Here is a 21,750-nt window from a genome sequence, read left to right as displayed (position 1 = left end):
AGATGAGCGCTCCATCCTCGACACAGGGCGTGTGGCTCAAGTGCCACGTCCGTGAACTCGCCCCGTGGGCAACGATGACCGAGCGCGTGCTCAGCGAAATTATTTCCACGGTCGAACAAATGAAGGGCGCCGCGGCAGCCCAGGTGCTGCGCCAGCATGGCATCGAGCGGCTGCACGAAGTGATCGACACCGACGATGTGACGTCCTTGCGCAACCAGGTGCTGGAACGCTTGCGCCAGCCCTTGCTGGCCATGGCGACGGCCGTCGGCCGCCAGGTCCTGGGCTGGGATGGCGATTTCTATGTGGATGACTATTTGATCCTGCGCATCAACTTCCCCTACGAAGTAGCGCGCAAGACCAATCCGGCGAGCGAAAATCCCGGTATTGGCCGCCTCAGCGCGACCGTGCGCGAGCAGTTTCAGGCCCGTAAGGTCATTGACCCCGTGTACGCGCCGAAAGACTATCACCGGGGCCACCCGCCCGCCGCCTGGGCACATGGTCCGCACATCGATAGCTGGGCCGGCCATTCGCGGGACGGACGCAATATCTGGTGGGCCATTGGCGAGGTGCCGGCGGAAGCGGGCATGGTGCTGTATCCGGAACTGGCCAACGCCTCGCTGCCCTGCGAGCGCCGCACGCTGTACCTGCAAGCGGGCTACCGCCTGCCGGTGCCGACTTATCTGCCGCTGGCGGCAGGCGAGATGCTGGTCTTCGATCCAGAAGTGCTGCACGGCACGCACCTCAATACGACGGACGCGACGCGCGTGGCCATCTCCATGCGCCTGAATGCTTCCCGCCCGACCTTCGATCCCGCCTGTTTTTACTCGCGCGAATTCTGGCGCCGGGCCGCCGATATCGAGCAGGGCCACGATGAAGTGCTGCACCTGCGACGCGAAGACAATTTCGGCGCGCCTGTCGCCGCCGCTCCCGTGCAGACGCCGGCAGCCGTTCCCGTCGTTGCCGGCCAGCTCGACCAGGCGAACGGCGTCATACACGGCCAGCTTCCTGCTGACGGGCCCGACACGCAGCGCATCATCGTCGATGCCGCGCCGTATCGCATCATGCTGGTGCGCACCAGCGACGGCACCCGCGCCTACGATGCGGCCTGCCCGCATTACGGCGTGGACCTGGCCGATGGCGGCTGCGACAGCGACAAAGTGTATTGCCCGGCCTGTGCCATCTCGTTCGACTTGCAAACAGGAAAATCGTCCTGCCCGTCATTGACACTGCAACCGTATGACATCCGGCAAGACGGCGCAGCCATCCGCATCCGTGTTGCGCCGCCAGAAGCCGTGGCGCCATGAGCGTCGCCCCCGTCAGCGTCATCATTTGCACCAGGAACGGCTGGTCCAGGGGGTTTCTCGACGACACCTTGCAATCGCTGCTGGCCCAGTCCCGGCCCGCGCAGGAAATCTTGCTGATCGACGATGCCAGCAGCGACGGCACTGCCGCTTACGTCCACGCTGCCTACCCGCACGTGACCATCGTACACAATGCGGGCACCGGCCTGGCGGCCGCCAGGAATACGGGAGTGGCCGCCGCCCGTTGTCCATGGGTGGCCTTCATCGACGACGATGACATCTGGCTGCCTGAAAAACTGGCCGAACAACTGGCACAGGCAGAAGCATCCGACACGCCAGATGCGATTGTGTATGCATCGCAAGTTGCCACGCTTAACAGCCATGGCGGCAATCCCGTGGCCTGGGCAACGCCACGGCAATTTGCCGCCTGGCCCGCCTGCCTGCTGGGCTCTCCCATCCAGCCATCCGGCGTGCTGCTCAGCAAACGGCTGCTCTCCCGTATCGGGCCATTCAGCGAACAGTTGAAGGAAGGCGCCGCTTACGATTACTGGATACGCTGCCTGAGTGCTGGCATGTCCATCCACTACAGTAGCAACGTCCTGCTGCACTATCGGCAACATCATCCGCAAATGACCGCAATGTCGCGCAAGCTCGAGCATTTCCTGCATATCGACGCCATGCTCACGCCGCACCTTGCGCGACTGGCGCCAGCACTGGCCAACAGGATCCGCTCAGCGCGCAAGCTGAACAATCTGCGTTCCCTGCTGAACCATACCGGTATACCGGCAGCAACACGTTACTGGCGCGCCAGCGCCCCTTGCCCGGTGCCCGGCCTGCGCACTCTTTCCTATTTCTTGCTAGATACTGTTGCATGCCGGGCTCCGCACCGGATTCGCCACACGCTGCGGCAGCGCGCCATGCAGCTGCTCATCGGCAAGGAAACGCCCTTGCCCGGGCTGCGCCCGAAACGATCCGGACACCTGACGTAAAGGTCCGCAACGCCAGCACTCACGCTGGCGTTTTTTGTTTTTCGGTCACTTTTTCCACCAGACCACTCTCTGTTTGGCCTCGCCGCTTGATGGGAAAGCGCGCCCCACAATGTAGCAGAAACCCCTCAAAACCAAATTTCCGCACCATTTTCGTGCAAAATCTGCGATGATAGTTGCCCAAATAACCGATTACCTCCATGGAATTCTGATGAAATACGCATCTGCTCACGAGTATGTCCAGCATGTCGCCGCACGCAATCCAGGTCAACCCGAGTTTCTGCAAGCCGTCACCGAAGTCATGGAGAGCTTGTGGCCATTCCTGGAACAGCACCCGAAATACGCGGAACAAGGCTTGCTGGAACGCTTGATCGAGCCGGAACGCGTAGTGATGTTCCGCGTGTCGTGGGTCGATGACCATGGGCAAGTACAAGTCAATCGCGGCTACCGCATCCAGCACAGCATGGCCATCGGGCCGTACAAGGGCGGCATCCGTTTCCACCCGTCCGTGACCCTGTCCGTGCTGAAATTCCTCGCCTTCGAGCAAACGTTCAAGAATGCGCTGACCACGTTACCGATGGGCGGCGGCAAGGGCGGCGCCGATTTCGATCCGAAGGGCAAGAGCCCGGGCGAAGTGATGCGTTTCTGCCAAGCCTTCGTGAGCGAACTGTTCCGTCATGTGGGTTCGGACACGGACGTGCCGGCCGGCGACATCGGCGTGGGTGGACGTGAAGTGGGCTATATGGCCGGCATGATGAAAAAACTCAGCAACCGCGCCGACTGCGTATTCACGGGCAAGGGCGCCAGCTTCGGCGGCTCGCTGATGCGTCCGGAAGCGACGGGCTACGGCACCGTGTATTTCGCCGAAGAAATGCTGAAAACGCGGGGCCGCTCGTTCGAAGGCATGCGCGTGTCCGTGTCCGGCTCGGGCAACGTGGCGCAATACGCGGTGGAAAAAGCCATGGCCATGGGCGCGAAAGTCATCACCGTCTCTGATTCGAGCGGCACCGTCATCGACGAAGACGGCTTTACGCCGGAAAAGCTGGCCATCCTGATGGAGATCAAGAACCATCTGTATGGCAGGGTCAGCGATTACGCCGCGCGCACCGGCGTGCGCTTCGAGGCGGGCGTGTCGCCATGGCATGTGCCGGTCGATATCGCCCTGCCCTGCGCCACGCAAAACGAACTGGACATCGACGCTGCGCGCACCCTGATCGCCAATGGCGTGCAGTGCGTGGCCGAAGGCGCCAACATGCCCACCACCATCGAGGCAGCCAAGGCCTTCGAAGCGGCCGGCGTGCTGTACGCGCCGGGCAAGGCCAGCAATGCGGGCGGCGTGGCGACTTCCGGTCTGGAAATGAGCCAGAACGCGGCCCGCATATCGTGGCCGCGCGAAGAAGTCGATGCACGTTTGCTGCAGATCATGCAAGGCATCCACGCCGCGTGCAAGCAATACGGCACGCGCGCGGACGGTTCCGTCAGCTATGTGGATGGCGCCAATATCGCCGGCTTCGTGAAAGTGGCCGATGCCATGCTGGCGCAGGGTGTCATTTAACCCCAGGACAGATACGGGGAGCATCTTGAGAATTAACGACACCTGACAAAACCGTAGCGAGCGGAAGAGAGAGGTGGCCGAGAAGCGCAACCGTACTCGGGTACGGTGAGCATCGCAGGCCGCCTATATCGACGCGCAGTAGGTTTGGTCAGGTGTCCTACGACATTTCAGGCTTCATCAGACTCTTGCGGCTGATGGTGCGGCCCGATACCATGAACTCGCCGTTGCCACGGTAGTGCAGGGTTTCAGGCAGCTTGGGCGAGGTGGCCACGTGGGCTTTCACGCACTCGAAAATGAAGAAGCCGCCCTTGGGATTGCCCGCCACCTGGGCCAGCTTGCATTCGAAGTTGGCGTAGCACTCGGCGATCAGGGGCGCGCCCACCTGCTCGGCCGGCTGCGGCGTCAGGCCGAAGGCCGTGAACTTGTCCGTGTCTGCGCCGCTGCAATTGCCGATGGCGACCACCTGGTCGACCATGTCGGCCGTGGGCAGGTTGATCACGCATTCCATGCTGCGCTTGATCATTTCATAGCTGTGGTTCGCATCGGAAATGAAGCAGCCCAGCAAGGATGGCGTGAATTCCATCAGCATGTGCCAGGCCATCGTCATGACGTCGCTTTCGCCCTGCCACGTTGAACTGACCAGCACCACCGGCCCCGGTTCGAGGAAGCGCCGGATGTCGGCGACGGGATAGTCTTCTTTGTGGTAATTTTTCATCTGCTCTCCAGGACGCGCTGCCCCTCAGCATAGCCTAACGGCGCCTTGCCGGGCGCGCGGCTGGCCGCTGGCGGCGGTCATCCGCGCCGCGATTTGTGCCGTTCGTCGCAAATTTCTCCCCAATGGAGATGTTGCACAATAGAATACACTGATCAACTACTCAAGGAAACCGCCATGCGCCCTCTGTTCCTGTTGTCCGTCCTGTCCCTTGCCTGCCTCGCCACCCTCGCGCATGCCGACGAGCAAACCCGCACGGTCGGCGCCTTCAACGCCATCGATATCCGCGGCCCCATCAGCATCGAAGTCGAATCGGGCAAGGAGCAAAGCCTGCTGCTGCGCGGCGACCAGAAATTCCTCAGCGGCGTGATCACGGAAGTGGTCGATGGCGAACTGAAAATTTCCATGAAGGACAAAGACATCAAGAAGACCGAGGGCGACCCGCGCATCATCATCACCATGCCGACCTTGCGCAAGCTGATCGCGGAAGGCGCGGGCGAAAAGATATTGACCAAGCTCAATGGTCCAAGAGTCGACATCAGCTACAAGGGCGCGGGCCGCCTGGCCGCCGATGGCCAGGTCGACTGGCTGCGCCTGAAGGCGCAAGGCGTGGGCGAAGTCGATACGAAAGCCTTGCTGGCAAAAAACGTCGACGTCAATTTCGAAGGCATCGGCTCCGTCAAGGTGTATTCCTCGGGCGAACTGAACGCCGTGGTGCGCGGCATGGGCGAACTGACGTATTACGGCAAGCCGAAGATCGTGCACAAGTCGATCGCCGGCATCGGCAGCGTCAATGCCGCCAAGTAAGATTTCCTAAAACAACAAGGCCATCAGGCCAGGGGAGACCGCATGACCGCAATACCCGAAACCCAGGATAACGATGCGCCGCTGGTGCTGCGCGAAGACGAGGGTGGCCTGGTCACCCTGCGCCTGAACCGTCCCCTGCAATTCAATGCCCTGTCGGAAGCCATGCTGGCTGCGCTCCAAGAGGCGCTCGATGCCGTCGCGCAGCAGCCGCACGTGCGCTGCGTGGTGCTGGCCGCCGAAGGCAAGGCTTTTTGCGCGGGCCACGACTTGCGCCAGATGCAAGCCACGCGCCAGCTTGCGTATTATCAAACCCTGTTCGCGCAATGCTCGCGCGTGATGCAAGCCATCCAGGCCTTGCCCGTGCCCGTGATTGCCCGCGTGCACGGCATCGCCACGGCGGCCGGCTGCCAGCTGGTCGCCAGCTGCGACCTGGCCGTGGCGGGCGCGTCCGCCCGCTTTGCCGTCTCCGGCATCAACGTGGGCCTGTTCTGCGCCACGCCCTCCGTCGCCCTGTCGCGCAACGTGTCGCCCAAGCGGGCCTTCGACATGCTGGTGACGGGCCGCTTCATCGACGCCGACACGGCCGCCGACTGGGGCTTGATCAACGAAACGGTGGCCGACGCGGCGCTCGACGACGCCGTGGCGCGCCTGGCGCAGCAAATCATGGCGAAAAGCCCGACGGCCATCCGCTACGGCAAGCAAATGTTTTACCAACAGCGCCAGCTGCCGCTGGACGACGCGTATGCGTATGCGGGCGACGTGATGGCGCGCAACATGATGGAAGAGGATGCGCAGGAAGGCGTCACTGCCTTTTTAGAAAAGCGGCCGCCCGGCTGGGCGCGGCCGTAAAGCAGCTTAACGCTGTTCCTTCATCTGCTGCTGGACAGAAAGACTCAAGGTGCCGAGGTCTTCCTTGCCCAGCAGCGGCAGTTGCGCCAGCAGCTGCATCAGGGCGGAACTGCCCGTCACGTCCAGTTCGGACGACTGCACCAGCACCGTGCCGGCGCCCGTGAAGTCGATCTGCTTTTCCTCGCCCGACAAACTGAAACCGGTGAGCGCGCCGGCGGCCGAGGCCCAGCCCTGCACGTGGGCGTAATCGTAGTGGTACGACGGGCTGGGGCAATCGGCCCAACCCAGCACGGCCTGCTCATCCACGCGGCACGGCAGTTCCAGGAAATGCACGGGGCCGTTCGACGAGGCGATGACTTTCCCTGTGCCGATCATGGTCAGATAACCGGGCAAGGTCGATTCCTGGCAAATCACATCCTTCGTAAAACCCAGCAGGTTTTTCGCGCGGATGGTCATGTTGGCGTTGTCCAGGTCGTAGCACGCCAGGTCGTTGCCGTTGTCGCCCAGGATCAACTGGCCTTGCCCTTGCGCCACGACAAAGTGGTGCACGTATTTCGGTGCATTGAAGGCATTGCGCACGATCAAGTCGAGCACGCTGCTGCCCATGGCTTCGAAGCGCAGTTCGCCATAGAAGGCGATCATCTTGCCCTTGCGAATGAATATCTGTTCCTTGACGTCGATGACATACGAAAAACGGTTCAGGTTATCGTTCTTCGGCAAGGTATCGGGATTGTAAATCGTCATGGCTTACCTTTCGCTCGCTTGGATGTAGACCGTGCCCTGGCCCGTGAACTTCACCTGGTACGATTCGCCGGACGCCTGGCCGACGAAGGTTTTCCAGTTCAAGTCCGTGACGATGGTCGAGCTCAGCTGCCCCGTGTGGCCGATATACGCTTGCGGGTCGACAAACACGGGCACGTCCGGCGTGACGGGCAAGCCGATGGCATTGCCGTCCGACAAAATTGCCACTTCGCCCGTGCCTTGCAGGGTGGTGGTAAACAAGCCCTGGCCCGAGGCCATGCCGCGCACCACGCCCTGCACGCCGCCCTGGTTGCCGAGGAACATGGTGCCGGCCGTCAGGCGCGCATCGAAGGCCAGCAGGGAATCGCTTTCCACATAAAACGTTTCGCCGCGCACGGGGACGATGGTGACGAACAGGCCGCCCTGCGCGTAAAACACGCTGCCCGTGCCGCGCGCCGACATCAGGGCATAGCCCTCGTTCGTGACGGCGCGCATGGCCAGGCTTTGCACGCCCTGGCCGGCCAGGAAGGAACGGCTGAACGCCACGTCGCCCTGGTAGGACACCATGGCGCCCTTGCGCGCGAACACTTCTTCATTGCCGAGTTTGACCTCAAGCATCTTTTCATTGATTTGCTGATAGACAGGCATCGCGGGTCCTCGCTGACTTAACGTTCGGCGGGCTGGATGAACACCACGCCCTGGCCTGTGAATTTGTGCTGGTACGATTCGCCCGAGCTCTGGCCGATCATCGTGCGCCAGTTGACGTCGAAAACGAATTCCTGGCGGATATCGCCCTTGAAGCCGACGAAGGCGTCCGGGTCCACGCGCAGCGGGTGCGCGGGCGTCACTTCCAGCATGATCAGGTTGCCGCGCGAAATGACGGCCAGGTTGCCGTGCCCTTCGACGGTGGTGGAAAACAGGCCCTGGCCCGAACTGGCGCCGCGCAGACCCGCAAAGCTGGTGCCCGTCTTCAGGCTCGTGTCGTAGGCCAGCAAGCTGCTGCTTTCGATGGTCAGCTTTTCACCCGTCAACGGAATGACGGTGATCTCGGCCGCATTCTGCGCGAAAAACACGGTGCCCGTGCCGGCTGCCTGCATCACCTGCATGCCTTCGTTCGTCACCTTGCGCTTGAGCGCGCCGAACAGGCCCTCGCCGCCGAGCAGGGATTTTTCAAATTTGATGCTGCCCGTATAGGCGACCATGGCGCCGGCAATCGCCAGCACTTTTTCATCCTGCAGGCGCACTTCCAGCAGGCGGTCGGTATTGGTGCGGAAACTGGTCACGCGCGACTCCCCAAGAATGCCAGGGCAAAAAGCCATGGCTATCCGACAAGATACCGTTGGCGTTACCACCATGCAAGTGCTATTCCTCCCGAACGGGGGTGGGTGAATAAAAAAAAGCGTGCCCGAAGGCACGCCTTGCGTTCAAGCAAAGAACGGTTTACTCAGCCAGCACCGGCTTGGCGCCGCGCGCGTTCTGGAACAGCGGCACGGGATCGTTGGTATTGACCTCGACCACCGTCACACCCTGCACCACGCCAGCCACCTGGTAGCCGACGGCGCCCAGGTGACGCTTGCCTTCGGCCAGGTTGGACCAGCTCAGCGAGACAGTCGCCGTGCCGCCCGTGTAGGCCGTGCCCGGCATCAGCGCCTTGAAGCCGCCATTCGACAAGCCCGGCGCCAGCACCCACGACGACAAGGTGTAGTCGGCCTGGCCGTTTTGCGGCGCAAAACCGATCACGCACACCTTGTAGGTGCCGGCGGCGGGCAGGCGCAGTTCCACTTGCTCATTGGAACTTTCATTGCCGCTGCTGCCGACCAGCACATTGGCGGCGTTGTAGACCTCCATGTCCATGTCGGTATTCGCGCCGCCCGTCGTTTCGGCATCGTAGGTGGCAAAGCGCGCCGCCAGGGTGCCGGCCGGGATCACCACATTGTGCACGTTCACGCCCGTGGCGCCGCCCGCCTTGCAGGCAGCCGATGCGGCGGCGCCCGTCGTCGCCTGGCCGATCGTGCGCGCCTGGCGCACGGCTTCGACGAGACCCGACTTGACGCCCACCAGCGCGCCCGAGAAGCCCGTGCCCAGGGTCAGCACCTTGCTGCCCGTGGCCGCTTCGCTGCTGACCAGCGGAATGGCCACCAGCGCCGTGCCGCGCGCCGTCAGGGGGCTGCGCACCGTGTGCGTGCCATCCGTCCAGCTCAGGGCGCCGTAGGTCCAGGTATTGGCCGGCGCCGTGGTGCGCGTCAGCTTGACCTGGTACTGGCCCTTGGCGCCCGGCGCCAGGCTCAGGCTCGTTGGCGTCACCGCCACCGTGTAGCCGGGCAAGTTGGCCGAGACGTTGTAGACGGCGCTGCTGGCGCCCACGTTGGTCACCGTGCGCGTCAGGGTTTGCGTGCCCAGCACGTTGGCCGCCGTCAGCGACGCCAGGTTCAGGTTATAGGCCGCGATGGTACCGATGGCCTGGCACGTGGCGGCGCTGTAGACCTTCAGGTTCAGGCCGCACAGGAAGCGCGCATAGTCGATTTCCGACATGTCGTACACGAGGCCAGGATCGGCCGCGCTGTTCGGCGCGATGTGGCCGGCGCCCTGGCCCCATGGCAGCTGGCCCGAGTTCTTCGCCGTGGCATCCCACGACACGGAACCGTTCAAGCCGTCCGAGTACGTGCTGAAGGCCGTCGTCATCAGCGCCGACTTGATGGCCGCGGGCGACCAGTCAGGATGCTGCTGCTTGAGCAATGCCGCCACGCCGGCCACGTGCGGGCTGGCCATCGAGGTGCCGGAATAGAAATCCCACTCGGCCGCCGGCGCCACGCCGCCCGCGGCCACGGCATCGCGCTGCGCCTGCGTCAGGTCGGCCGTCACGCCGGCCAGCACGTTGGTGCCGGGCGCCGAGAGATCCGGTTTCAGGATGTTCGCGTTGGCCACGTTCGGTCCGCGCGAGGAACGGTCGCTGACGATCGGCGCCAGCACCGTCGTGTCGGCGGTGGTGTGGATTTCGCCCAATGCCGCCGTGCCGTCGGGCGTCGCCGCCATGAAGGCCTTCAGCGCGTCGCCCTGCGCCTGCGCCAGGTGCACGGTCGACAGCGCGTGCGCCTGGTTGATGACGGTGTTGGCGCCGCCGGCCACGTTGGCGATGATCACGCCCGCCGCACCGGCCGTTTTGGCGTTCGCGCTCTTGTTGACCAGCACGTTGCCGCCACGGTCGCACACGAGTATCTTGCCCGCCACTTTCGCCGGGTCCAGATACGCCGACGTGGCATCGGCCACGCCGAAGCAGCGCAGCAAGTTGACATCCGTCGGCAGCACGCCGGCCAGGCCCGCGTCGCGCGACTGGATCAGCGGCAGCGCCGGGGTATTCGCATTGCTCGATGCGCCTTCCAGTTTCGTGCCGCTGCTGAGAGTGACGTTGGCCGCGTACAGGCGGTTGTGGGTGGAATTGGCCACCGTCGCCAGCCACGGGCTGATGTGCGACACGGGCGCCGGCACGTCGGGTGCGGGCGTGGCCGGGCCGGAATTGCCGCCCGATGTAGCGACAAACACGCCCGCTGCCGCCGCGCCGAGGAAGGCCACTTCCGTCGGCTCGTCGAAGGCGCCGCCGCCCGCGTTCGGGCCGATGGAGAAGTTGATGACGTTGACGCCATCCTTGACCGCCTGGTCGATGGCGGCCACGCTGTCGGCCGTGGCGCAACCGTTGCGGCCCGTCGAGGCGGCCGTCCAGCACACTTTATAGGCGGCGATGCGGGCGCGCGGCGCCATGCCGGACGCCTTGCCCAGCGACACGCCGTTCGAAGTGGCCAGGGCGCCATTGTTGCCGCCCGCCGTGGACGCCGTATGCGTGCCATGGCCGCCGTGCCCCGTCAGGCCGGCGACGGAATCGCGCGGCGACATGAATTCCGTCCAGTGCAGCGCCGACGTGGCGGCGCGGTAGTAGCGCGCGCCGATCAGCTTATTGTTGCAATTCTCGGCGCTAAAGCCTTCGCCCGTCTGGCAAGTGCCCTGCCAGCTGGCCGGCGGCGCGCCGTACACGACATTGTTGCCGCTGTGGCTGGGCACGCCATTCTCGTCGAGGCGGTCGGCAAAGGCCGTGTTCTCGGGCCAGATGCCGCTGTCGACGATGCCGATGATGATGTCTTCGCCCGCGTGCGCCTTGCCGCCCAGCTGCTCCCAGATGCCGCCCGGCTTGTCCAGGCCCAGGAAGCTGGGCGTGTAGCTGGTGTCGAGCTGCAGGATGGAATCGGCGCTGATGCTGGCCACGCCGCTGTTTTTCTTCAGGGCGCGCACTTCATCGTCCGTCAGCAAGGCGGAAAAGCCGTTGAAGACGACGCTGTACTGGTGCGTGATTTCCGCCGCGCTGACGGTGCCGGCCACGGCGGCCTGTTTGGTGTCGAGGTAGCTCAAATAGGCCTGCACGTCGGCGGCGCCCACGTTGATGCGCGCGCCCGGAGCCGGCTTGGTGGCGGCCAGGCCGTCAACCTGGCCCGTGTAGGTGGCGGCCGGCTTGTCGACCAGTTGCACGATGTAGGAGCGGCGTTCCTGCGCCTGCGCCGCTTGCGCCAGGCTGGCGGCCAGCAAGAGGATGCCGAGTGAAACGGGACGTAATTTCATCTCATGCTCCTTGCACGGTGGAGGCGGCGAACTTGCCGCTGCGGCGGCGCGACAGCATGCCGATGGCGCCCAGTCCGGCCAGCATCAGCATGTAGGTCGACGGTTCCGGCACGGCGCTGATATTGATATTGTCGAGCGCGAACTGGCCCTGGTTGAAGGCGGGGAAATCGAGGGAATTGCTGCACGCGCCCGTGTCGTTGAAGATGCACGCGTTGAAGCTCAGGCCCGTAAACGCATAGTTGCTGAAACCGCCCAGCAGGGAAGCGCTCTGGAAATGGTAATTGCCATCGCTGCCCTGGCCGGGAAACGCCAGCGAGGTGCTGATCACCTGGCCGTCGCTGAGGGTGCCGCTCAGTTGCAGCTGGCCCCAATTCTGGTTCGGCAAGCCGGACACGGGGGCGATAAAGGAATAATCGAAACCGGCCAGGGTGAATGCCTGGTGGTCGGCGCGCGTGAAATTCACGCCGCCATCGTTAAGGATAGCCAGGTAATTGCCGGTGGCGCCCTGCGGGCAGGCGGCGATATCGCACGACGAACCCACGCGGCCATCGAGGATGGCGCCCACGCCGCTGACGCCGCCGCCGGCCGCCGTCGTCGGGTCGGCCAGGAACAGCAGGTTGTAGCTCGACGTATTGAGCGTCTGGCCGCTTTCATACACGTCGGGACGCAAGTTGTCGAAAGTCAGGATACCGGCCAGGGCCGGCGCCGAGCCCAGCACGGACAAGGTGGCCAGCGCGGCAAGGACGGCGACGCGACCGCGGGTAGCGGGCGGATTGGCGGTGGCGGGCGATACCCGCGCATGTGATAAACGATTCATTCTATTCCCTTGATTGTTGTGGATAGATAGGTCGGCAGGTCTGGCGCCCGCTTTCAGCTTTTTCACAAAAGTGTCAACAAATATAGCAAATCGCATAAAACAAATATCATATTTTTAATATCATTTATTTATTTTTTATCTAACTCCGCGAAACTTTGTTTTGTTTTATCTATGAAAGTTTGAGGAATCTCAACGTTACATTTGAACAACAAGAGCGCGCACTGCAGACGCGTACGCCAGCGGGCCGGCCTGACTTCGGATAAGCTCGAAAACCGCGCCTGCCGCGTCGTCCTCCCCCGTCACATCGCGGTACACCTGTCCCATCCTGGAACACTTGCCTGTTCCCTCCGCCCCGCATGAGCGGCCCCTCGCGCCCTTGCACCGATGGCATGAAGCTTGCACAACAAGAAGATCGACCGTGCTCAGGGAGCAGCATCATGGAACACCATCAATTTGGCGCCCAGGCAAGCGCGCACGCCCGGCCGCGCCGGACCGTCCTGCTGTGCTGCGCACTGGCGCTGGCTTTTTTCCTGCTGGCCGCCAGGCTGGACCTGGCCGAACGGCTGACGCAGTCGCTCTGGCGCCAGGAACATTGGCAGCTCGATGAACTGGCCCTGAGCCTGCTGGTGCTGGTGCTGGCGCTGGCCGGCTTTGCCCTGCGGCGCGGCCGCCAGGTGGCGCTGCTGCTGGCGCAAAACCGCGCCCTCACGCAGCGCCTGCTGCGCGCGCAGGAAGAGGAGCGCTGCGCGCTGGCGCGCGAGCTGCACGATGAAGTGGGACAGGACTGCACGGCCATCCGCGCCGCCGCCAGCTACATCCTGCGCGCGCGCGAGGGCGACCAGGCAAACGTGCAGGCGTGCGCCGCCAGCATCGCCCGCTCGTCGGAAGCGCTGCACGCGATGGTGCGCACGATGCTGCGCCGGCTGCGCCCGCCCGTGCTCGACAGCCTGGGATTGGCGCCGGCGCTGCAGGCGCTGTGCGACAGCTGGACCCAGCAGCACGGCATCGCCTGCCATTTCGCGCCGCACGCCATCCCCGCCGGCCTCGACGACAGCACCGCCACCGCCATCTACCGCCTGGTGCAGGAAGGCTTGACGAACGTGGCGCGCCACGCGGGCGCCGACCGGGCCACGGTGGAATTGCGCGCCGATGCGCACGGCTTGCTGCACCTGGCCATCGAAGACAATGGCCGGGGTTTGCGCCAGGACAAGACGCCAGCAGACGGTTTCGGCATGCTGGGCATGCGCGAGCGCGTGGCGGGCTTGCGCGGCCACATCCGCTGGATCAATGCGCTGGGCAACGGCTTGCGCATCGAAGTGGCCCTGGCGGCACGGTGCGCGGCATGAGCGCCATGAACGCCATGCACAGCGGCATGCGGCCGATCCGCGTGATGCTGGTGGACGACCATCCCGTGGTGCGCACGGGCTACCGGCGCTTGCTGGAACAGGGCGGCGACATCGCCGTCGTGGCCGAGGCGGGCAATGGCGAAACGGCGTATGGCTTGTACCAGGAGCACGCGCCCGACGTCTGCGTGACGGATTTATCCATGCCCGGCATCGGCGGCCTGGAATTGCTGCGCAAGTTGCTCGCGCGCGACGCGGGCGCCCGCGTGCTGGTGTTTACCATGCACGACACGCCCCAGCTGATCGCGCGCGCGTTTGACGGCGGCGCCTGCGGCTTCGTCAGCAAACAGGCCGACCCGGAACACCTGGTCGACGCCGTGCGCGCCGCCCACGCGGGCCGGCGCTACCTGGACCCGCACAGCGCGCCCGGCGTGCTGCAAGGCACGGCCAACATGGAAGCGGACCGCTTGAGCAGCCTGAGCCAGCGCGAATTCGAAATCTTCCGCCTGCTGGCCGAAGGCCGCAGCGCTGCCGACTGCGCCCGCCTGCTGCACGTGAGCAGCAAGACGGTGGCCAACCACCAGACTTGCATCAAGGAAAAGCTCGACGTGCCCGGCCCCGCCGCGTTGGTGCACCTGGCGCTGCGCAATGGCATCATCGAGCAGGTCCATCCTTAAAACGCGTAGCGCACGCCCACGTTCACGCTGCGCGGTGCGCCGGCCGCATAAAACGTCGCATTGACCATCGGATACTCGCCGTTCACGGCGGGCAGCGGGCGGGCGGCGAAATTGCCGTTGGCATCGAAACCCGTCGCGCCCAGCTGGGCCGCCGTCGCATATTTCCGGTCGAACAGGTTATTCACCTGGGCAAACACGCTGAGGCGGGGCGTCAGCTGGTACTTGCCGTTCAGCTCGACCACGGCATAGCCGACGCTCTCGCCCGCGCCCAGGTACGACGTTCCTCCCGGCTGGTGCGCATTGTTTTCATTGCCGCGCGCATAGGCGCTGGAGACGGCCGTCATGGCCAGGCCCACCGTCCAGTCGCGTCCGCCCTGAATATCCACGTGCGCCTTCAGGATATGGCTCGGCGTCAAGGGAATGCGCTTGCCGGGCGTGATGACGATATTGCCTTCCAGGCCGGGCACGTCCGCATCGCTGCTGCTGTTGGCGCTGCCGTTGACGAGCTCCCGGCTTTGATACGTCGCCTGCAGCCACGTGTAGTTGACGCCGAAGTCCAGCATGCCCGCCTTGCCATCCAGCGCCAGCTCCACGCCCTGGTGGCGCGTCTTGCCGAAATTCTTGAAATAGCCAAACCCCGCCTGGTTGTCGGCCACGAACAGGATGTCGTCGTGATTTTCCGCGCGGAACACGCCGGCACTCCAGCGGGCCACCTCGCCCCACTGGCCGCGCACGCCCGCTTCCCACGTCTTCGTGATGACCTGCTTTAATGGCGGGTCGCCGGCCATGGCGTTGGGCAAACGGCACGGGTTTTCCGGGTCGGCGCAACCGAGTTCGATGGCCGTCGGCGTGCGGCTGCCCTCGTTGTAGCCGAGGTAGGCGCTCACGCCTGCGGCCGGCGCATATGCCAGGCCGATGGCGGGATTGAAGCGGCTGAAACGGTGGTCGCCATCGAGCGAACCGCTGCCGCCGCCGGGCGTGATGGCGTCGCGGTTGCGCACCGTGCTGCGGTTGTAGCGGCCGGAGACGGTCAAGGTCATATCTTGATTGAACGCAATGCTGTCGCTCGCATACACGCTCCACGTGCGCATGCGCCCGCTCAAGTCGACCCGGTTGTCCACGGGCGTGCCGTCGTCATCGATTTCCGTGCCGTCGGCAAAGAAGTTCACGGGCGTGATGCTGCGGTCCGGATTCAGATAGCCGAACTGGCTCGTCTGGCGGAAAGTGGCGTGGCTGGCGTCGAAGGCGGCGCCGGCCGTGACGGCATGGCGCGCTCCCGCCACGTCGGCCAGCGCGGTAAACTGGCCCGAAAACCCATAGTTTTCCTGCCGCGTATGGCTGCGGTTGAGCATGCCATTGCATTTTTCGGCCGGCTCGTCGTTCAGCAGCACGTTGGCGATGCAGCGCCACTTCGGAAATGGCGTATTGGCCGCGTTCGCGCCGCTGGCGGGAAAGCCCGTGTAGCCGGCCGCCGCCAGGGCCGCCCGCTCGGCCGCGCCGGGCTGGTAGACGGACTGGTCAAGCGACTCGTCGTTCAAGTCGCCATTGAACGTGTGCGTGTCGATCTTGCGGTAGTACACATTGCCGGACAACAGCAAGGCCGCGCCGGCCTGGTGCTTGCCCGTCAGATTCAGCAGGGTCGATTTGTTCTGCGTCAAATCCGGCTTGGTATACACGCTGCGGTAATCGCGCGCCAGCATACGCTGTTCCTGCAAGCCATTGCCCGTCAGCGCATTGTCCGCATGGGCCACGGTAACGGCGATGTCCGTGCGCGCATCGCTCCAGCCCAGCTTGCCAAACACCTGGCGCACGTCGGACGGCGAATCGTCGCGCCAGCCGTCTTCCTTGAAGCGGTTGCCCGTCACATACCAGTGCCAGCCCTGCGCATTGCTGCCGCCATGCTCGACCTCGACGGCGCGCCGTTTGTCGGAACCCAGGCGCGCTTCGATGGCGGTGCCGGGGCTGCTGCGGCCATCCTTGGTTTGCAGCGCCAGCGCACCGCCCAGGGTATTCAAGCCGAACAGGGGATTCGAGCCGGGCATCAGGGTCAGCGAAGCGATCGCCATGCGCGGGATCAAGTCCCAGCTGACGACGTCGCCAAACGGCTGATTCAGCCGCATGCCGTCCAGATACACGGAGAGCCCCTGCGGCGTGCCCAGCAGGGGCGAAGCCGTGTAGCCGCGGTAGCTGATGTCGGGCTGGAACGGGTTGTTCTGCACCTCGTTGACAACCACGCTGCCCAGGTTGCGGCGCAGGAAGGCGGAGATGTCGAGCGCGCCGCTGCGGGCGATCTGCTGCGCGCTGGCCGTCTGCACGGGCGCGGCCAGGGTATCGCGCGGCTGGTCCACGGTGGGCAGCGGCATGCTGCCCGTGATGATGACGGTGGGCAAGTCACCCGAAGTGGCCAGGCTCGCGGCCAGGCTAGCGTCAGCGGCAAGGTCGGCGGCCTGCGCCTGGCACAGCGCCATGGCGGCGGCGGCCAATAAAGTCAGTTTCATGCGTATCCCCAGTTTTATCGTGGTTTTTATTAATGTCCAGTATCGGACAGCCACCATCGGGGAACCAGGGAAAAACTCCCGCCGTGCGGGGGAACTAGCGTTGCAAGGGCAGGTAACTCTGTTTGAGCTGGCGCAGCACGAAACTCGATTTGCTGTGGCGGATGCCGGGAATTTTATACAGGCGCTCGCGCAGCAGGCGTTCGTAGTCGCGCGTGTCGCTGACGGCGATGCGCAGATAGTAATCGTAGTCGCCCGAGACGAGAAACGCTTCCAGCACTTCCGGGATCATGGCCAGCGCGTGGCCGAATTCGAACAGGGCCTGGTCGGAATGGTCGTCCAGGGTCACTTGCACGATGACGGTGTCGGCCAGCCCCACCTTGGCCGCGTTGACGTTCACCGTGTAGCCTTCGATGACGCCATCGTCTTCCATGCGCTTGATGCGCGCCCAGCATGGCGACGAGGTCAGGCCCACCTTGGCGCTCAGGTCGTGCAGGCTGATGCGGGCATCCTGCTGCAGGGCCGTCAGGATGGCGAGGTCGAATTTATCCAGTTTCATTCTGTCATATCCTTATTTCACAGCAAATTTTACTGAATATCGCATTCTATACGAGAAAACCAGCAGCCTTTTCTGCCGCATCAGGCAGAAAATAAGGCCATGAAACCCGATCCCGCTCCCCTCCTCGCTCCCGCCGCCGATCTTGCGCCGCGCAACGGCGCCAGCACCCTGATCGACACCCTGCTGGCCCTGGGCGTCGACACCGTCTTCGGCTACCCGGGCGGCGCCGTGCTGCCCCTGTACGACGCGCTGCACGCGCAGCCCCGCCTGCGCCACGTGCTGGTGCGCCATGAACAGGCGGCCGTGCACGCGGCCGAAGGTTATGCGCGCAGCACGGGCCGGCCCGGCGTCGTCTTCGTCACGTCCGGCCCCGGCATGAGCAATACCACCACGGGCTTGCTCGACGCCCTGTGCGATTCGGTGCCCGTCATCTGCATCAGCGGCCAGGTGGCCAGCACCAGCATCGGCACCAACGCCTTCCAGGAATGCGACGCGCTGGGCATTTCGCGCCCCGTCACCAAGTGGAACCGGCAAATCCGCGCGGCCGAGGAAACGGCCGCCGTCGTGCACGAAGCATTTGTTCAAGCCACGCAAGGGCGGCCCGGCCCCGTGCTGGTCGATTTTCCCAAGGATCTGCAGCTGGCGCCCGTCACGCAGCACGCGCCGCTGCCGCCCGCCGCATCTGCCGCTGCCCTGCCGCAGCCCGCCGACCTGGAACGGGCCGCCAGCCTGATCGCCGGCGCGCGCCAGCCCGTGTTCTATGGCGGTGGCGGCCTCGTCAATTCCGGCCTGGATGCCTGCGCCGCCTTCCAGCAACTGGTGAAACTGGCCGCCGCGCCGTGCACCCTGACCTTATTGGGCCTGGGCGCCTTTCCCGCCTCGCACCCGGCCTTCCTCGGCATGCTGGGCATGCACGGCACGCTGGAAGCGAACCTGGCCATGCACCATGCGGATCTGATCGTCTGCGTCGGCGCCCGCTTCGACGACCGGGTCACGGGCCGCCTGGATGCGTTTTGTCCTGGCGCAAAGGTCATCCACATCGACATCGACCCGGCCTCCATACACAAGGTGGTGCGCGCCGACGTGGCCCTGCGCGGCGATTGCGCCCCCGTATTGGCCGCCTTGCTGGCGCAGCTGCGCGGACGCCTGCTGGCGGACCGTCAGCCGTGGTGGCAGCGCATCGACGCCTGGCGCGCCCAGGACAGCCTGGCGTTCGACGATACGCCGGAGGTGATCGCGCCGCAGGCGCTGATGCGGCGCCTGCAGGCGGCGCTGGACAGCATCGATGGCGGCGACGCCATCGTCTCCACCGACGTGGGCCAGCACCAGATGTGGGCGGCGCAGCACTTGCGCTTCGAGCAGCCGCGCCGCTGGCTGACGTCAGGCGGCGCCGGCACCATGGGCTATGGCTTGCCGGCCGCCATCGGCGCGCAGATTGCCCATCCGGGCAAGCGCGTCGTGTGCATCAGCGGCGATGCGTCGATCTTGATGAATATCCAGGAACTGGCCACCGCCGTGCAGCACCGCCTGCCCGTGAAAGTGGTGCTGTCGAACAATGGCTACATGGGCATGGTGCGCCAGTGGCAGGAACTCATCCATGGCGGGCGCTACAGCCACAGCTACACGGAAGCGCTGCCCGATTTCGTCGCCCTGGCGCGCGCGTTCGGCTGGCAGGCGCACACGGTGAGCCGGCGCGAGGAACTCGACGCGGCACTGGCGGCCTGCCTCGCATCTGAGGGCCCGTACTTCCTCGACGTGCGCGTGCATGGCGCGGAAAACTGCTTCCCCATGATGGCGCCCGGCGCGGGGCACCATGAAGTGACCTTGCGCAAAGGCGTCGTCTACACCGGGTAAAAAATCCTGCTCAACTCCACACCCTGTATATCCAGTAGCTTTCATCGTCGCGCATGGCGCGCGCCAGCTCGGTGGGGCTCAAGCCCGTGATTTCGCGCGTCTCGCGGCAAAAATGGGCCTGGTCGGCGTAACCGCCGTTGGCGGCGACGTCGGACCAGGACGCCGTGCCCTGCAAGATGGCGCCGCGCTCGTCGAGAAACAGCTGTTCCGCGCGGCGCATGCGGCGCAAGGTGCGCATGGGCTGGCCGGCCCAGGCCTTGATGCGGCGCTCGATATTGCGCGCGCTGCTGGCCAGGCCCGTCGATGCCGCCTGCACGGCCAGGCGGCGCACCCAGTCCTGCACGGCGCCGGCCGGATGGTCGCCGCTCTTGCGCGCCAGCGCCCAGCGCGGCGCGAGAAAATCCTCCACCAGCCTGACGCGAACCGCGTCGTCGGGCGCCGCTAGCACGGCGTCCGACAGGGCCAGCCATTCCCCATCGAACAGCGCGTCGAGGGGGCGGAACTGGTCCAGCAAGCCATCCATCGAGACGCCCGACAACGCATGCAGGGCGGCCGGGTAAAACATCACGACAAACGTATGCACGGGGCCGGGGTTGTAGCTGACCAGCGGATACGAGCGGGGGCCGCCGAACAGCGCGGGCGGCATGCGCACGTCCCGCAGCGACAGGCCCGGCGCTGCCGCTTCCACGTCGCCCGCGACGGTCCAGACGATGCTGCACATGGGCGCGGCGGGAAAGCGGTTCAGGCGCTGCGCCGGCGGCAGCGGCGCGCAGCCCGTGGTGTCGCGCACGAGGAAGGCGCGCACGCAGGAAGCGAGCGCCGTGCGCGGCGCGATCAGGCGGGTCAGGGGCGTAGGGGCGGCAGGCATGGCGACGATTGTACCGGCAATTTCCGGCCGCGCCCGATGTCGTATTCGTTCAAGACGTGGACGCGCAAGCGCGCTACAGTGAAGTCATTGTCGCCATCCACCAGGAGTACGCCATGCCCCCGCTCGATCACGCCGCCGCGCCCGCCACCACGGCCCTGCGCCAGATTCGCCGCCTGCCGGGGCCATTCGCCCTGCCCATCGTCGGCAACAGCCTGCAGATCAAGCTCACGCGCATCCACCGCGACGTGGAAGAGTGGGTACGGCGCTACGGCCCCTACCTGCGCGCCTGGTTCGGCCGCACCTTGGTGCTGGTGGTGGCCGACAGCGAGGCCGTCGGCGCGGTGCTGCGCGACCGGCCCGACGGCTTTCGCCGCCCCCTGAGCAGCTCCATCGTTTCCGAGGAAATGGGCGGCATCCCCGGCCTGTTCCTGGCCGAGGGCACGGAATGGCGCAACCAGCGCCGCATGGTCATGGCCGGCATGGCGCCCGGCGCCGTCAAGGCCTACTTCCCGGCGCTGGCGACGGTGGCGCAGCGTCTGCAGCGGCGCTGGCATCTTGCCGCCACGCAAGGCCAAGCGATCAACCTCGATGGCGACCTGAAACGCTACACGGTCGACATCATCGCCGGCCTCGCCTTCGGCACCGAGGTCAATACGCTGGAAGCGGGCGAGGACGTGATCCAGCGCCACATGGACGCCATCCTGCCCGCCGTGGCGCGGCGCAGCCTGTCGATGTTCCCGTATTGGCGCTACGTCAAGCTGCCCGTCGACCGCCGGCTGGACCGCGACGTGGCGGCCCTGTCCGCCGCCGTGGCCGACCTGGTGCAGCAGGCGCGCACGCGCATGGCACGCGACCCGGCACGCCGCGAGCATCCGCCCAACCTGCTCGAAGCGATGATCGCCGCCGCCGACGAAAAGGACAGCGGCGTGAACGACCGCGCCGTGGCCGGCAATGTGCTGACCATGCTGCTGGCGGGCGAGGATACGACGGCCAATACGCTGTCCTGGATGATTTACCTGTTGCAACGCCATCCGCACACCCTGGCGCGGGCGCGCGAGGAAGTACGGCGCCTGGCGCCCGACGCGGCCCGCTTCACGATCGAGCAGATGGATAGCCTCGACTACCTGGGCGCCTGCGCCAGCGAAGCCATGCGCCTGAAGCCGGTGGCGCCCTTCCTGCCCGTCGAGGCGCTGCGCGACACGGTCATCGCCGATATCGCCGTGCCGGCCGGCACCCTCGTGTGGTGCGTGATGCGCCACGATACGGTATCCGATGCGCACTTTCCCGACGCGCAAGCCTTCCAGCCCGAACGCTGGCTGGCCGAAGGGGGCGAGGCGAACAACAAGCGCGCCGCCATGCCCTTCGGCGCCGGCTTGCGCACGTGTCCGGGCCGCTACCTGGCCTTGTTGGAAATCAAGATCGCCATGGCCATGCTGCTGGGCAGCTTCGACATCGCCGGCGTCGACACGCCCGATGGCGGCGAGGCGCAGGAACTGATGGGTTTTGTGATGTCGCCCATCGGCTTGACGCTGCGCCTGGCGCGGCCGCAGTGATACCATGGGGGAAGTACCATTCATACGA

At 65.2% G+C, this 21,750-nt stretch carries 18 protein-coding genes; 9 read left to right on the top strand and 9 right to left on the bottom strand.

All coding sequences use genetic code 11. The features are described from left to right. The first annotated feature begins 2 nt into the window (after positions 1-2). The 3 genes from O3299_RS23950 (at position 3) to gdhA (ending at position 3,842) form a co-directional block, all read left to right on the top strand. On the top strand, positions 3-1,304 hold the full coding sequence (locus O3299_RS23950; RefSeq protein WP_305063346.1) for a Rieske 2Fe-2S domain-containing protein: 1,302 nt from the start codon (positions 3-5) through the stop codon (positions 1,302-1,304). Continuing rightward, positions 1,301-2,290 carry a glycosyltransferase gene (locus O3299_RS23945; RefSeq protein WP_305063345.1) on the top strand — a complete coding sequence of 330 codons (990 nt, stop codon included), beginning with the start codon at positions 1,301-1,303 and terminating at the stop codon, positions 2,288-2,290. Before O3299_RS23950 ends, O3299_RS23945 begins: the two co-directional genes overlap by 4 nt. A 208-nt stretch (positions 2,291-2,498) precedes the next feature. Further along, a complete protein-coding gene (gene gdhA / locus O3299_RS23940; RefSeq protein ID WP_305063344.1) occupies positions 2,499-3,842 on the top strand; it encodes an NADP-specific glutamate dehydrogenase in 1,344 nt (447 codons plus the stop codon). 157 nt (positions 3,843-3,999) lie between these two features. Here the strand turns inward: gdhA and O3299_RS23935 are convergent, their stop codons facing one another. Further along, a complete protein-coding gene (locus tag O3299_RS23935) occupies positions 4,000-4,557 on the bottom strand; it encodes a flavin reductase family protein (protein WP_077399216.1) in 558 nt (185 codons plus the stop codon). A 174-nt stretch (positions 4,558-4,731) separates the two neighbouring features. Here O3299_RS23935 and O3299_RS23930 point away from each other — a divergent pair, with 174 nt between their 5' ends. Together O3299_RS23930 and O3299_RS23925 are read left to right on the top strand one after the other, a co-directional pair. After that, complete coding sequence (locus tag O3299_RS23930; RefSeq protein ID WP_305063343.1) at positions 4,732-5,361, top strand: head GIN domain-containing protein; 630 nt, start codon at positions 4,732-4,734, stop codon at positions 5,359-5,361. Positions 5,362-5,403: 42 nt separating this feature from the next. Continuing rightward, complete coding sequence (locus O3299_RS23925; protein WP_305063342.1) at positions 5,404-6,210, top strand: enoyl-CoA hydratase; 807 nt, start codon at positions 5,404-5,406, stop codon at positions 6,208-6,210. A 6-nt stretch (positions 6,211-6,216) separates the two neighbouring features. Here the strand turns inward: O3299_RS23925 and O3299_RS23920 are convergent, their stop codons facing one another. The 5 genes from O3299_RS23920 to O3299_RS23900 form a co-directional block, all read right to left on the bottom strand. Beyond that, positions 6,217-6,954, bottom strand: a complete 738-nt coding sequence (locus O3299_RS23920; RefSeq protein WP_152252167.1) for an AIM24 family protein — start codon at positions 6,952-6,954, stop codon at positions 6,217-6,219. A gap of 3 nt (positions 6,955-6,957) precedes the next feature. Continuing rightward, complete coding sequence (locus O3299_RS23915; protein ID WP_034784288.1) at positions 6,958-7,599, bottom strand: AIM24 family protein; 642 nt, start codon at positions 7,597-7,599, stop codon at positions 6,958-6,960. Positions 7,600-7,616: 17 nt separating this feature from the next. Next, positions 7,617-8,234 carry an AIM24 family protein gene (locus tag O3299_RS23910; RefSeq protein WP_216350350.1) on the bottom strand — a complete coding sequence of 206 codons (618 nt, stop codon included), beginning with the start codon at positions 8,232-8,234 and terminating at the stop codon, positions 7,617-7,619. Between the two features lie 157 nt (positions 8,235-8,391). Next, entirely contained in the window at positions 8,392-11,556 is a 3,165-nt protein-coding gene (locus O3299_RS23905) for a S8 family serine peptidase (protein WP_305063341.1), read from the bottom strand. 1 nt (position 11,557) lies between these two features. After that, positions 11,558-12,373, bottom strand: a complete 816-nt coding sequence (locus O3299_RS23900; protein WP_305063340.1) for an NF038120 family PEP-CTERM protein — start codon at positions 12,371-12,373, stop codon at positions 11,558-11,560. 437 nt (positions 12,374-12,810) lie between these two features. On the opposite strand from O3299_RS23900, the gene O3299_RS23895 reads away from it, so the two are divergent. Together O3299_RS23895 and O3299_RS23890 are read left to right on the top strand one after the other, a co-directional pair. Beyond that, positions 12,811-13,719 carry a histidine kinase gene (locus tag O3299_RS23895; RefSeq protein ID WP_305063339.1) on the top strand — a complete coding sequence of 303 codons (909 nt, stop codon included), beginning with the start codon at positions 12,811-12,813 and terminating at the stop codon, positions 13,717-13,719. After that, positions 13,716-14,393 carry a response regulator transcription factor gene (locus O3299_RS23890; RefSeq protein WP_251349271.1) on the top strand — a complete coding sequence of 226 codons (678 nt, stop codon included), beginning with the start codon at positions 13,716-13,718 and terminating at the stop codon, positions 14,391-14,393. Before O3299_RS23895 ends, O3299_RS23890 begins: the two co-directional genes overlap by 4 nt. On the opposite strand, the gene O3299_RS23885 is transcribed toward O3299_RS23890, so the two are convergent. Then, the gene (locus tag O3299_RS23885) at positions 14,390-16,891 is read right to left on the bottom strand and encodes a TonB-dependent receptor (protein WP_305063338.1); all 2,502 of its coding nucleotides are present in this window, start codon (positions 16,889-16,891) and stop codon (positions 14,390-14,392) included. The two genes, O3299_RS23890 and O3299_RS23885, sit on opposite strands and share 4 nt — an antisense overlap. 94 nt (positions 16,892-16,985) lie before the next feature. Then, the gene (locus O3299_RS23880) at positions 16,986-17,447 is read right to left on the bottom strand and encodes an Lrp/AsnC family transcriptional regulator (RefSeq protein WP_070217690.1); all 462 of its coding nucleotides are present in this window, start codon (positions 17,445-17,447) and stop codon (positions 16,986-16,988) included. A 99-nt stretch (positions 17,448-17,546) separates the two neighbouring features. On the opposite strand from O3299_RS23880, the gene ilvB reads away from it, so the two are divergent. Then, positions 17,547-19,301: a biosynthetic-type acetolactate synthase large subunit gene (gene ilvB, locus O3299_RS23875; RefSeq protein WP_305063337.1), complete on the top strand. Its 1,755-nt coding sequence runs from the start codon at positions 17,547-17,549 to the stop codon at positions 19,299-19,301. Between the two features lie 10 nt (positions 19,302-19,311). Here the strand turns inward: ilvB and O3299_RS23870 are convergent, their stop codons facing one another. Then, positions 19,312-20,169: a helix-turn-helix domain-containing protein gene (locus O3299_RS23870; protein WP_305063336.1), complete on the bottom strand. Its 858-nt coding sequence runs from the start codon at positions 20,167-20,169 to the stop codon at positions 19,312-19,314. 113 nt (positions 20,170-20,282) lie between these two features. On the opposite strand from O3299_RS23870, the gene O3299_RS23865 reads away from it, so the two are divergent. Continuing rightward, positions 20,283-21,722 carry a cytochrome P450 gene (locus O3299_RS23865; RefSeq protein ID WP_305063335.1) on the top strand — a complete coding sequence of 480 codons (1,440 nt, stop codon included), beginning with the start codon at positions 20,283-20,285 and terminating at the stop codon, positions 21,720-21,722. The last annotated feature ends 28 nt before the right edge of the window (positions 21,723-21,750 follow it).

This window comes from Janthinobacterium sp. SUN176 (assembly GCF_030587335.1).
Taxonomy (GTDB): domain Bacteria; phylum Pseudomonadota; class Gammaproteobacteria; order Burkholderiales; family Burkholderiaceae_D; genus Janthinobacterium; species Janthinobacterium kumbetense.
Note: the sequence above shows the minus strand (reverse complement) of the source record. Positions and strands in the feature narration are given on the sequence as shown.

Bases quoted from the DNA above. Each gene is read 5' to 3' on its own strand.
- O3299_RS23870 (WP_305063336.1), bottom strand. From the start codon at position 20,169: ATGCCTGCCGCCCCTACGCCCCTGACCCGCCTGATCGCGCCGCGCACG.
- O3299_RS23950 (WP_305063346.1), top strand. From the start codon at position 3: ATGAGCGCTCCATCCTCGACACAGGGCGTGTGGCTCAAGTGCCACGTC.
- ilvB (WP_305063337.1), top strand. From the start codon at position 17,547: ATGAAACCCGATCCCGCTCCCCTCCTCGCTCCCGCCGCCGATCTTGCG.
- O3299_RS23905 (WP_305063341.1), bottom strand. From the start codon at position 11,556: ATGAAATTACGTCCCGTTTCACTCGGCATCCTCTTGCTGGCCGCCAGC.
- O3299_RS23930 (WP_305063343.1), top strand. From the start codon at position 4,732: ATGCGCCCTCTGTTCCTGTTGTCCGTCCTGTCCCTTGCCTGCCTCGCC.
- O3299_RS23920 (WP_152252167.1), bottom strand. From the start codon at position 6,954: ATGACGATTTACAATCCCGATACCTTGCCGAAGAACGATAACCTGAAC.
- O3299_RS23880 (WP_070217690.1), bottom strand. From the start codon at position 17,447: ATGAAACTGGATAAATTCGACCTCGCCATCCTGACGGCCCTGCAGCAG.
- O3299_RS23945 (WP_305063345.1), top strand. From the start codon at position 1,301: ATGAGCGTCGCCCCCGTCAGCGTCATCATTTGCACCAGGAACGGCTGG.
- O3299_RS23885 (WP_305063338.1), bottom strand. From the start codon at position 16,891: ATGAAACTGACTTTATTGGCCGCCGCCGCCATGGCGCTGTGCCAGGCG.
- O3299_RS23935 (WP_077399216.1), bottom strand. From the start codon at position 4,557: ATGAAAAATTACCACAAAGAAGACTATCCCGTCGCCGACATCCGGCGC.
- gdhA (WP_305063344.1), top strand. From the start codon at position 2,499: ATGAAATACGCATCTGCTCACGAGTATGTCCAGCATGTCGCCGCACGC.
- O3299_RS23925 (WP_305063342.1), top strand. From the start codon at position 5,404: ATGACCGCAATACCCGAAACCCAGGATAACGATGCGCCGCTGGTGCTG.
- O3299_RS23890 (WP_251349271.1), top strand. From the start codon at position 13,716: ATGAGCGCCATGAACGCCATGCACAGCGGCATGCGGCCGATCCGCGTG.
- O3299_RS23865 (WP_305063335.1), top strand. From the start codon at position 20,283: ATGCCCCCGCTCGATCACGCCGCCGCGCCCGCCACCACGGCCCTGCGC.
- O3299_RS23900 (WP_305063340.1), bottom strand. From the start codon at position 12,373: ATGAATCGTTTATCACATGCGCGGGTATCGCCCGCCACCGCCAATCCG.
- O3299_RS23915 (WP_034784288.1), bottom strand. From the start codon at position 7,599: ATGCCTGTCTATCAGCAAATCAATGAAAAGATGCTTGAGGTCAAACTC.
- O3299_RS23895 (WP_305063339.1), top strand. From the start codon at position 12,811: ATGGAACACCATCAATTTGGCGCCCAGGCAAGCGCGCACGCCCGGCCG.